Below are 12,730 nucleotides of genomic sequence, written 5' to 3'. Positions count from 1 at the left end.
GGTATTGTTTGATACATTTACAGTCAGTGCACCTTCTTCATTGGCTTTCTTTGTGGTTATCATAATCGCACCGGCACGACCACGAACTCCGTACAATGCGGATGCTGTAGCCCCTTTCAATACGTCTATACTCTCTATATCTTCCGCACTGATATCACTCATACTCATATTACCATAAGCGACACCATCAATTACAATCAACGGAGATTCACCACGTAACTTTAATTCTGGTGATTCAGAAATTTCAGAACTATTATTAATCTGTAATCCGGAAATCTTACCTGTCAAGCTGCTGGCTACGTTTACCCCTTTTACCACAGACAGATCTTCACCCGATACCTTTTGTACAGAGTAACCCAAAGCCTTTTCTTCACGTTTAATACCCAAGGCTGTAACGACCAATTCATCCAAAGCCTGGCTATCTTCTTTCAACGTGATTGACAATGTTGTATTTGCACCTACTTTTACTTCAGTCGTAACATAACCAATGTAGGAAACCTCCAAGATAGAATTTTCTTCTACTTCAATAGAAAAATTACCGTCAATATCCGTAATGGTTCCATTTGTCGTTCCTTTTACTAAAATGTTAGCACCAATAACGGGTATTCCTGCGGCATCTACAACAGTTCCTGTAACTGTTTTTGTCTGATTAATCTGCAGATTACTTGCTTTCTCAATAAAGTCTTTAGGATTGGGTACTTCGATAGGAGCCGCCATAGCCCACACGGGGACAAAATAAAGGCCTCCTACGACCAAACTCTTACGAATAACATGTTCTAGATTATTCATTCCGTTTTTTTGTTTATATTTATTTTACTTGAAAGAGGAATTTAATTTTCATCAAACTCCAACTCTCTATTTCCACCTCAACACAAACTCGGATCAATAGAAATTCCTTTATCATCAGAAGGATAATAAAGGAATTCTATAAATAAGCATTCAAACTCTTAACCGGTTTAATTCGGGCGCAAAGGAACGAATAATACGTCTTAAATCACATTACAGAACTATTACATTTCATTTAAAACTTAGTTTCTGACTTCATTCACTCCACTTGGTTTCTGACGTTCTTCCCAAGGAAAAACAGTCTATTTATTTAGACTGCTTACAACAGCAACGAACTGTCTCCATAACTCAAGAAACGGAAATCATGACTGAGGGCATAATCATAGATAGTCCGCCAATTACCTTTGACAAAAGCAGAAATCAACAGTAACAAGGTACTCTTAGGCTGGTGGAAATTGGTAATGATTCCACGAACAACTTTAAACTCATAGCCCGGAGCAATGATAATCTGCGTTGCTGTTACCAGTTTGTCGGCCTGATGTCGATCCAGATAATCCAATATATGTTGCAACGCTTCGGCTACCGGAATCCGGTTATTCTCTGCCTCATAAGGCATCCACTGGTTTACAACAAGCTCTTCGGATGTCGCATCCGGATGCGACGCTAATTTGACACCTATATAATATAAACTTTCCAACGTACGAACGGAAGTAGTTCCTACAGCGATGATCTTTCCCAAATTCTTCTGAATACGCTCGATTGACGAACGGCGAACGGAAATAAACTCCGTATGCATCTCATGGCCTTCGATGGTTTCACTCTTGACGGGTTTGAAAGTTCCGGCACCTACATGCAAAGTTACTTCTTCCCTACCAATGCCATGTGCATCCACATCTGCCAGGACTTCGGGTGTAAAATGTAAACCGGCAGTCGGAGCCGCTACCGACCCTTTTATCTTGGAATAAACCGTCTGATAGGTTACCAAATCGCTCTTCTCTGTTTTCCGATGCAAATAAGGAGGAATCGGAAGGACGCCTGCTGCATCCAACAGATCAGCAAACGTATATTTCGGATTATTCCAGGTAAATTCAATCCGGTGACTATCGCCATGACTTTCTTTCTTTTCTGCCGAAAGAATCACTTCTTCTCCTTGAATGGTCACCTTTTTAGTCAATAAACCGTCCTTCCACTTCTTCAGATTTCCAACCAGACAAATCCAGCTGCAACGTTCTGTCTGCTGAAAGATCAAAGCATAATCATGCGGTTCAGCCGGTTCCAGACAAAAGACTTCAATCCGTGCACCTGTTGCTTTCTGGAACAACAACCGTGCCTGAATTACCCGTGTGTTGTTATAGACCAACAACGAACCCGCGGGCAAATAATCAGCAATATGCTTGAATACACTCTCCGAAACTTGTCCGTCTTTATATAACAACAGTTTTGATTCATCCCGTTTTGCCAAAGGGAATTTGGCAATTCGCTCATCCGGTAACGGATAATCATACTCTTCTATACGTATTTGCTGTGTCTTGTTACTCATCTTCTTACTTATTTACTGCACAAAAGTACGAATTTATTTGATTGATGTGGAGTCCGTTTCAGGAAACGAGTCGTCCAACCACAATTCCAATGTTCCTCCTTTGGCAAAGTCCTTGTGATAAAACCAAAACGTATCCAACGGTTTTCCATTAAGACTACTTTTCCGGATATAACAATTGGACTTCGAGTTATTATATGTCCTGATCACAAATTCTTTCCCTGAATAATAGGTAGGTGACAGCTTGATCCGAACAACGTCAAAGACCGGGGCCGTGATCTCATACACCGGATCTACCGAACATGTTCCTTTCAGACTGAATAATCCGATAGACATCAAGGCACTGACTCCGCCCATCTGCCCCTGATCCTCATCATGGCCGCCATAACCTTTTCCAGGAGATACAGCTCCATAGGCTTTTTCATTGACCTGACGAACCCAATACTGGGACAACTGAGGTGCTCCGGCGTAATTAAATACATGAGCATTCGAGCATCCCGGCTGATTGGCATAACTGACATACCCGTTACTATACCCAAAAACAAACGATTCGTCCTGTGCCTGCTCGAAAGCATAATTCAGTTTCCGACATAACTTTTCGTTACCACCCATTAACCGGGCCAGCTCTTCGATACCATGCGAAACAGACCAGGTAGCCTGCCAGGCATTGGCTTCTACCCAGCCGGCTCCATTCAACGGATCTTCATGCAACCAGCTACCATCTGCCCGTTTCGGGAACAACAATCCCTGTTCCGGATGATATAATGTCTGCCATCCTTTCGAACGCTTGTCGAAATGACGGGCATCTTTCATCTTTCCCATCTTAAGCGCCATTTGTCCCAATGACCAGTCTTGGAAGGCAGCCTCTAATGTTATGCCGGCATTATCTGCGAAGTACCCATGCTTTTCATAAAAACGAATGGAGTTACGGTCGCCCAACATACCATCGTGATGATTCTTATACATCCATTTATAGGCTTCCTCGGCTGGCACTTTCGTCAGAATGCCCTTCTGATAAGCACTGGTAATAAGAGGCGTGGCCGGACAACCCGTCATAATATACGAATAACCTCCGGCATTAGGACCTCTTGGTATCAATCCGCCATTTTTGGCATATTCAATCAGGCAGGCAGCAAAATCATCCTGTACTTCCGGCCAAGCCAATCCCCAAAGAATATTCAGATTCCACTGTGTCAGCCAAAAGGCATCCGAATTATACATGTGGAACTTCACATTTCCTTGCGGATCTTTGGGCAATGTTCTCGTTTTATACCGGATATGAACCGTCTGGCTTCCCCGGCGTTCTCCGTCGGTATAATCAGGATAATCCCCATTCACATCATCTATCTTATGGCGTCCCAGCAATACATGCCACAGGTCTGTATAAAACTTGACTTGCTGATCTTCCGTTCCGCCTTCCACTTCAATACGGCCCAGATAATCATTCCAGACTTGTCTGGCATCCCGACAAGCTTTTTCAAAGTCCCAATGTTGTATTTCCGAGTGTAAGTTAGCCCAGGCATTTTCTACACTGGTATAAGAAACGGCACATTTTACCTGTATCTCATCACCCGTCCGGACAGGAATATTCATACGAACACCGGAAGACGGAGCATCATAATAACTCATCCCCGTATGTCTGGCCTTTGCCTTTCCGGTACCGAGCAACGAATCTATTTGTTCATAGAAACAGGTATCGTCCCAGCCGTCCAAGTCTTCCATCGGTTTATCCAATTGCAAGGCAAAATAAATCTTGACACTATCCGGACCGCCCCACAAACGTCCCATCGTCGTGACCTCTCCTTCGAGCTCAGTAGGACTACATTTCCGCACACGGGCATTTGTCATCGTCGTCGTAGCCACATAACCTCCCAAATTCAATAACAAGCCACAATGGGTATTGTCCTCTCCGGTATATTGAACCCGATAGAAACTAACCCGATCAGAAGCTGTTTGCTCTACCCACAAACCATATTTCTCCAGAAACACCCGATGATAACCGGGTCTGGCTATCTCACCAGCATGAAGAAAAGGAGATTTCCACTCTTTTTCTCCTCCTATAGGACTTTCGTTTCCGGTGGTAGGCATAAGGGTTACACCCGAAAGCATCCAATCATGTATCTGCGGAAAGCCTAAGATTTCAGTAGAATTATAGTTGTAACCACCACCATACTGATTTTTATTCCGTGTCAGTGGTGCCGCACTAATCATTCCAAAAGGAAGACTACCCGTCACAAAGAAAAAGTAACGTCCGCGGGTTGTCTCAATAAAAGGATTCACTTTCGAAACAAAATCCAAATTCGAACTGCCACAAGCATTGACTTCTATCTCCGACAAGCCAACTTCTTTTCCATCCGCATCCGTACATTCAAAGCGGACCCACCGGACTTTCTTGGCCGGAAACCGAATCAGCTTAGGAGAACCATCATTCGGTATCTCATAAACTTCTATCTCCGATCCGTCACTGAAATAAAGTATTCCTCCGGCAATATGACTTTCCAACGAAGGACGATCATAAAGTACTACTTCGTTTATTTCCTCTTCCTGCTTCCATTCCAACTCAATCCAGGGATAATCAATTTGTCCATAGAAATTAACACTGCCAGTTGACCGCCACTCTCCTTGATTAAAAAGACGGATTTTTCCATCAATTGCTTTCTCTCCTGTCTGCTCATCAACAGCTGAAGAAACTTTCACGTTGGCCAGTCGGGCTATATTATCCCCTGTTGCCCCAACAGAAGCAGCCCATGTTACCAAAACAATAATCCAAAGACACTTTTTCATGATACCAATGATTCCTTATTTAACAGCAGGTAAAAATAAGTATTTTTCCTGTAAATCCATCTCCTCCGTCTTTTTATCAGAATCCCCCCTTCTTTTGATCCAGAAACAACCTTCTAAAAAAGCAAATCCAGTAACCTATTCTTTAGTTCACGTCGAGAACTAAGTAATCCACGACGTGAACTACTTAATCCACGACGTGAACTAAGTAATCCGCGGCGTGAACTAAAGAATATCTCGGCGTGAACTAAAGAATATCTCCGCATCACTGAAAGTTTAACTCCAGGCAATAAAAGAAATATCCCGGTGCTTTCTGATGAAAGAATTCTACTATCACACCCGGAAATACAGAAATAAATAGTACCTTTGTTCCATTAAGCAGAAAAATAGAATGAAACAATATCTTGATTTGCTCAACCGTGTACTGACAGAAGGCGTTCATAAGGAAGATCGTACCGGTACGGGCACAACCAGTATCTTCGGCCATCAGATGCGATTCAACCTGGAAGACGGCTTTCCGTTGCTGACAACGAAAAAGCTTCACTTGAAATCCATCATTTATGAGTTGCTCTGGTTCTTGAAAGGTGATACCAACGTAAAGTATTTACAGGACAATGGTGTGCGGATATGGAACGAATGGGCCGATCCGGATGGGAATTTAGGACACATTTATGGTTATCAATGGCGTTCGTGGCCCGATTATCAAGGAGGATCGATTGATCAGATCAGCGAAGCTGTCGAGACAATCAAGCATAATCCCGACTCTCGCCGTATCATTGTCAGCGCCTGGAATGTGGGGGATTTGAATAATATGAATCTGCCGCCCTGCCATGCTTTCTTTCAATTCTATGTGGCAAACGGACGATTAAGTTTGCAAATGTACCAGCGTAGCGCCGACATCTTTTTGGGTGTTCCGTTCAACATTGCTTCCTACGCCCTGTTATTGCAGATGATGGCGCAGGTAACCGGATTGAAAGCCGGAGATTTTGTTCATACATTGGGCGATGCCCATATCTATTCCAATCACCTGGAGCAGGTAAAACTCCAGTTGACGCGCGAACCGCGTCCGCTTCCGCGTATGGAATTGAACCCGGATGTCAAAAGCATCTTTGATTTCCAATATGAAGATTTTCATTTGATCGGTTACGACCCACACCCGCACATCAAAGGCGTTGTCGCTGTCTGATCAAATAAGAACATATAATAATTGTGTTATACTATGAGTACTATTTCTATTATCGCTGCCATAGCCGACAACAACGCTATTGGCAAGAATCAGCAGCTTCTGTGGCATTTACCGGCCGACATGAAGCATTTTAAGGAATTGACAACCGGTCATGCCATTATTATGGGAAGAAAGACATTCGAGTCACTGCCCAACGGTCCGTTGCCAGATCGTAAAAATGTAGTACTTACCTCTCTTCCTGAAGCAGGATTTGTAAACTGTTTCGCCTGCGAGTCCATGCGCGACGCATTAGACTTGTGCGAAAAGGAAGATGAGATATTCATTATCGGAGGAGCCTTGGTATATCGCCAGGCATTAAGTAAAGCAGACAAAATGTATATCACGCGTGTTCATCATGAGTTTGAAAATGCAGATGCTTTCTTCCCGGTAGTGAACTGGGACTTATGGGAAGAAGTAGATAGGCAGGAATTTCCGGCAGACGAGAAGAACGCTTATCCTTATACTTTCCTGACATACGTTCGTAAAGCATAAGTTTTACTCGAATTTAACACACTCTTTACAACTTTTTGCTCTTACTTCGTATCTTATATATAAAGAGAGAAATTCTGGTTTCGCACTTGGGGCGAAGCTTTAAATAGATAAGATATGAAGATAAGAGCATTTTTTATTTCCGTCCTATTAATCCCGGCTGCTGCCTTAACGGCCTATTATGCAGCTGCCCGTCAGGAAACAAGTTCCGGGTTTTCGATTCCGAAAGATAAAAGTCCGTCGGAAGTCATTCAGACGCTTGTGCAAAAAATGCACGATGAACTGGAAAAAGATGTGGATAAGTTTCCGGATCTGATTCAGGAAACGACCGAATATACCTTACAGGTTCAGGATTCGGCTACCGCATCCCTCTTACATTCATTGCTGGCCGAAATGTATCAGTCCTATTATAACCAAAATGGATGGACGATTCACCAACGTACACCGTTACAAGGTTATGTGCCGGAAGACATACGGGAATGGACAGCCAACCTGTTTGAAGAAAAGATAAAGGAAGAACTGAAGCAGTCTTTATCTCCAATTCAGACACTTCAGAACACACCGGCCGAAAAATATGCCCAGGTGATGGAATTAGGAAAGGACGCCCGGACATTGCGCCCAACCTTATATGATTTCCTGTTGCAACGGGCGATCGACATACAGGCTGACGATACCTATTATCAAACGTGGTTACAATTCCGCAAGACACAAGTGAATCCAAAAGCCGAAACTTTAGTAGCTTTGGATTACCTGCAATACCAATACCGGAAAGGAGAGAAAACAAGAAGTACGTACAAACAGTCACTCGATTCGTTATTAACTCATACGACTGATCCGGAATCCCAGCTGGAAATACAACTGAACCGTCTGGATTGGTTACAGCAAGAACCATATTATTATCAGAATAATGCCCAGCAGGATTCGGTACGTCAAATCGTTTATGACTTCTGCCAGCAGCAAGCTCAGGCCTTTGCTGCTTATCCACGGGCTAATGAGTTCAAGAATGCTATCGAACGGATGGAACAAGCCTCTATCTCTATCCAGCATAAGAATCAGGTTTATCCGGGAAAAGAACAAGAACTCAAAATCCGCTATAAGCATGTAACGGAACTCCGGGTGAAAGTATATCAAAACAAGGCTGCTACGGTAACGGCCTTACGTCAGGGAAGCAAAGACAATACGGCTTACTACGGAAAGCTCGTCAAAGAGATGACCGTCCATTTGCCTCAGGTTTCTCCTTTGCTGACAAAAGATACAACCTTGCTTATTCCGATGGAACAACCGGGCTTGTTTATGTATGAAGTATCCACAACCGATAAAAGTCTGACAAACCGTGCGCCGTTTAGTGTAAGTCGCTTAGCTCTTACCTATCGTCCGAATGCGGAAGGTATACAGGAAGTGTTCGTAACCGACTTTGAAACGGGGAAACCGCTGGCGGATATTCCGGTGATCTGTTACAATACTACCATGCAATGGGAAGTAAAAGAACTGGTAACTGTCAAGACCGATGCAAAGGGATTTGCTTTGCTTGCCGTTAAAAACCGGAATCAGATTGATGCAGTCCGTCCGGTTCTGCCTCAGGATACAGCGGCTTTGCTGACAGGTATTTCGGCTTCATACCGACAGATGACCGGCAACAAGTCGCAAACGTATGTTTCCCTGTTTACAGACCGGGGTATTTACCGACCGGGACAAACAGTGGCCTTCAAGGGAATTGTCTATACAGACGATAAAAAGCAGTTAACAGCCAACGAAGGTGAAACAATTTCGGTATCCCTGCGCGATGCCAATTACAAGGAAATCGCCCGGAAAGAATTTACGACCAACGCTTTTGGTTCTTTCCATGGTGAATTCACTTTACCTCAACAAGGATTGAACGGGAACTTTACTCTGGTAACAGATAAAGCCTCTGCATCTTTCCGCGTAGAAGAATATAAACGTCCTTCGTTCCGACTGGATATCGAACCGATAAAAGAGGAAGTCAGCTTCGGAAATGAAGTGCAGATTCTGGGAAAAGCCGAATCGTTCTCAGGCGTAGCGTTGCAAGAAGGGAAAGTAGAATGGACCATCACCCGCCGTCCCTTCTGGTTACGGGCATATATGCCTAATCCATATAACCAAAGTTATGAACAAGTAGCCCAAGGAACAGCCGATGTTAATCAGAAAGGGCAATTCCAATTCACCTTTATTCCGGAAAGAGAGCAGACCGATTCCAACCGCCCGGTTTGCCAGTCGTATGAAGTAAAGGCACGCCTGACCGACAGTAAAGGCGAAACACAAGAGACATCGTATGTCTTCTCGGTAGGAGATGCAGGCATCGTGCTTTCTCTTCAACTCAATTACTGGCTGGAAAAGGAAAAAGCCGAAGCGAAAGTCATCGCACAAACCCTCAACGGAGAAAAGGTAAAGGCACAAGGTTCTTATACCCTCTATAAACTGACTGAGAAGAAAGAGCCGAAGAGTGGTTCAATCACTTACGAGACGGATTCGATTTTGGCCGTCGGACCTTTCTCTACGGATCAAACCCTTACGGATGCCTTCAAGAATCTGGCATCCGGACGCTATCGCTTACAAGTCAACTCGATGGATCAGAAAGGAGTGAAAGTAAAAGCTGAAGGTGATTTCATTTTATACAGTCTGCAAGATCGCCACATGCCGGTATTTATATCTTCCTGGATGCCGGAAGGAAATTATGAGGCACTTCCAGGAGAAACCATCGATGTCTATTTCGGTACTTCCGAAAGTCCGGCATACATCATATATGAACTCTTTGCCGCCAACGGAACCCGTATTCATCGGGAACTCGTTTCCATGCGGAATGAGAACCGGGCATTCCCGGTATTGTACCAGGAATCGTATGGCGAAGGCATGACCGCTTCTTTCTCTTTCGTCAAAGGTGGCAAGCTGTATAGTAATAGCTGTTCCATCATTCGGAAAGAACCGGAGCGGAAACTGACATTCCATACGGAAACATTCCGGGATCATCTGTTACCGGGAAGTCAGGAATACTGGAAATTCCGACTGGTAGATGCCGATTCTTCGGCTGTTCAGGCAGAAGTCCTGGCCAGTATGTATGATGCTTCTTTAGATCAGATCCTGCCTTTCCACTGGTATTTCACACCTCAGCGGCACGTATCTCTCTGGAGAAACTATTTCCAGACCGGACTTTCTTTCCAGACCCAGAACCGTTCACAATACGCAGAACTGTCTTTGCAAGATGTTCCGGCTTACAGTTACGACCAGATGTACCAGGCCTGGACGGAAATGCTGCAACAGAATCTGCGGTTCTATGCAGCATCGTCGACCAGATCCTTGACAGGTGGACTGAAGCTACGCGGCACTATGGCTAAATCAGCTGCCAATGTTACCGAAGTCTTACAAATAACCGAAGACAGTGCCGTATTGAGTGAACCGGAAGTAAGCAGTACGAATACCGTCATGGCAGAAGAAGCCATCGCAGCTCCGGCACCAGCCCAGACAGAAACCGTTTCCTTCCGGGAGAACTTTGCCGAAACGGCGTTCTTTTATCCTGTATTACAGACCGATGAGACCGGACATGTTTCCTTCAACTTTACCGTTCCGGAAAGTAATACTACCTGGAAACTGCAATTACTGGCACAGACCAAAGACCTGAAATACGGGTATCTGTCGAAAGAAGCCGTCACCAGTAAGCCGATAATGGTTTCTCCCTATTTACCCCGCTTCCTGAGAAATGGAGATGAAGCCGTTATCTCAACACAGATCATCAACCAGATGGCGGAAGCTATCCAAGGAAAGGCCAAACTGGAATTATTCAATCCGGAGACCGAAGAAATCTTGTTGCAGATAGAGAAGCCGTTCTCGCTGACAGCTGATGAAACTGGAACGATACAATGGAACTTCCAGGTAAAAGACTGGGATAAACTGGGTGTAGTGGGTTGTCGTATTCAGGCAGTCAGTGCAGCCGGCAGTGACGGTGAACAGCATCTGCTGCCTGTTCTCCCGAACCAGACACTGATTACAGAAAGTATTCCTTTCTATCTGACGGATAAAAAGGAACTGGCCATCAAGCTTCCGAAACAAGCCCTGACGAATCCGTACCGGATCACTTTCGAAGTCAGCAGTAATCCGATCTGGTATGCCGTGCAAGCCTTGTCAACATTAAACGAGCCGAAACAGGAAGATATCCTCTCGTGGTTCAGCGTTTATTACAGCAATACGTTATCTGCTTATATCGCTCAGGCTCATCCGCGCATCAAACAGGTTATTGATCGCTGGAAAGCGGCCGGAGAAAATGCGGAAACGCTTCTTTCCAACTTGGAAAAGAACGAGGAACTGAAGACAATCTTATTGGAAGAAACACCTTGGGTGATGGATGCTGCTAACGAGACCGAACAGAAACAGCGCCTGCAATTGCTGTTTGATACCAACCGGACTGCCCAAGTACGGGAAGAAGCCTTGCAGCAATTACTGAAACAACAGCTTCCGAATGGTGGCTGGAGCTGGATGAAAGGTATGCCTGCCAGCCGGCATATCACCTTACAGATCCTGAAAGGGATGGCACAACTCATTCAGTTGAATGCCGTATCCTACAACCAGGCAGAAAAGGAAATGCAGATGAAAGCGCTTCGTTTTCTGGATCAGTCCATACAGGAAGATTACGAACAACTGTTGAAGATAAAAGGAGAACCTACAGCTATTCCAAGCGACGAACAAGTAGAATATCTGTTTGTCCGCAGTTTCTATCGGGATATTCCGGAATTGGGTGAAGCCCGCGAAGCCATCCGTTACTACACCCGGCAGGCAGAAACGAACTGGAAAGAATACGGATTGTACAGCAGGGCAGCCATAGCCTGGCTCATGTATCAAAACGGAAAGAAAGAAACGACACAGGATATCGTTGCGTGGTTCCGAAAGACGGCAACCGATCATGCCGAGAAAGGTATGTATTGGGCTAACAACCGGAACACGTTTGCATCTAACCGGAGTGCCATTGAGACGCATTGTCTGATCATGGCTCTTTTCCAGCAGACCGATCCGAATCAGGAACAGACCGACCGAATGAAACAATGGCTGTTGAATCAGAAGCGAACCCAAAACTGGGAATCAGTTCCGGCAACACAAAATGCCGTCTATGCCTTGTTACTGACAGGTAATTCGTGGATAGAAGAAACGAATGTCTGCCACATCCGTCTGAATGATACGACTTGGAGCACCACTGATGGTGAAACAGGCACCGGTTATCTAAAAGTGAATCCAACAATCACCCAGCTTACATCCGTGAAGAGTCCGGTTGTCCATATCCAGAAAAGCGGAAAGGCTCCGGCTTGGGGTTCCATCTATATCCAGTATTTTGCACCCTTAGACGAAGTAGAGAAGCAAAAGGGCGTATTGAATGTAGAGAAGAAACTGTTTGTGGAAACGGACGAATCAGGTAAGAGAGAAATTCGTCCGGTAACCGAAGAACAACCGTTGAAAGTGGGAGATAAAGTCATCGTCCGTCTGACCATCCGTTCCGATCGTGATATGGAATACGTATTCCTGAAAGACTTGCGTGCCGGTTGTTTCGAACCAACCCAAGCGCTTTCCGGCAGCCAATACCGGGATGGCATCTGGTATTACCGTTCATCGAAAGATCTTTCTGAGAACATCTATATCGAACATCTGCCACAAGGTACGTTTGTATTGGAATATCCGGTTGTTGTCTCCCGGAGTGGTTCATACACCGGCGGCATCAGCACCATTCAATGCTTGTATGCACCCGAGTTCATCAGTCACACCGAAGGCAACCGACTCCTGGTAACTGAATAATCGCAGACACCGGCTATTCTTACGGCATAGCCTTTCAAAACAAACGAGAATCGAAAATGAATCCAAAGGGAAACATTTCCGATTCTCGTTTATTTCTTCGGGGAATGATTGGGGCTTACGGT

The 12,730-nt window shown here is 44.8% G+C and carries 6 protein-coding genes; 3 read left to right on the top strand and 3 right to left on the bottom strand.

Annotated elements, in window-relative coordinates:
• From MUN53_RS09930 to MUN53_RS09920, 3 genes are all read right to left on the bottom strand, one after another.
• The coding region (locus tag MUN53_RS09930; RefSeq protein ID WP_243325227.1) for a carboxypeptidase-like regulatory domain-containing protein at positions 1-789 on the bottom strand (789 nt) is incomplete at its 3' end.
• Positions 790-1,105: 316 nt separating this feature from the next.
• Positions 1,106-2,326, bottom strand: a complete 1,221-nt coding sequence (locus tag MUN53_RS09925) for an S-adenosylmethionine:tRNA ribosyltransferase-isomerase (protein WP_243325226.1) — start codon at positions 2,324-2,326, stop codon at positions 1,106-1,108.
• A gap of 33 nt (positions 2,327-2,359) precedes the next feature.
• Complete coding sequence (locus MUN53_RS09920; protein ID WP_243325224.1) at positions 2,360-5,107, bottom strand: GH92 family glycosyl hydrolase; 2,748 nt, start codon at positions 5,105-5,107, stop codon at positions 2,360-2,362.
• A gap of 388 nt (positions 5,108-5,495) precedes the next feature.
• Here MUN53_RS09920 and MUN53_RS09915 point away from each other — a divergent pair, with 388 nt between their 5' ends.
• The 3 genes from MUN53_RS09915 to MUN53_RS09905 all read left to right on the top strand — a co-directional run bounded on the left by MUN53_RS09915 (position 5,496) and on the right by MUN53_RS09905 (position 12,608).
• Positions 5,496-6,290: a thymidylate synthase gene (locus MUN53_RS09915; protein ID WP_243325222.1), complete on the top strand. Its 795-nt coding sequence runs from the start codon at positions 5,496-5,498 to the stop codon at positions 6,288-6,290.
• A gap of 33 nt (positions 6,291-6,323) precedes the next feature.
• Positions 6,324-6,821 (top strand): dihydrofolate reductase, encoded by a 498-nt coding sequence (locus MUN53_RS09910; RefSeq protein WP_022457149.1) that lies wholly within the window; start codon positions 6,324-6,326, stop codon positions 6,819-6,821.
• 114 nt (positions 6,822-6,935) lie between these two features.
• On the top strand, positions 6,936-12,608 hold the full coding sequence (locus MUN53_RS09905) for an alpha-2-macroglobulin family protein (protein WP_243325219.1): 5,673 nt from the start codon (positions 6,936-6,938) through the stop codon (positions 12,606-12,608).
• The last annotated feature ends 122 nt before the right edge of the window (positions 12,609-12,730 follow it).

The sequence above is a fragment of the Parabacteroides faecalis genome, assembly GCF_022809355.1.
Lineage (GTDB): Bacteria > Bacteroidota > Bacteroidia > Bacteroidales > Tannerellaceae > Parabacteroides > Parabacteroides faecalis.
The sequence above is the reverse complement of the archived record's forward strand: the minus strand, read 5'-3'. Positions and strand labels throughout refer to the sequence as shown.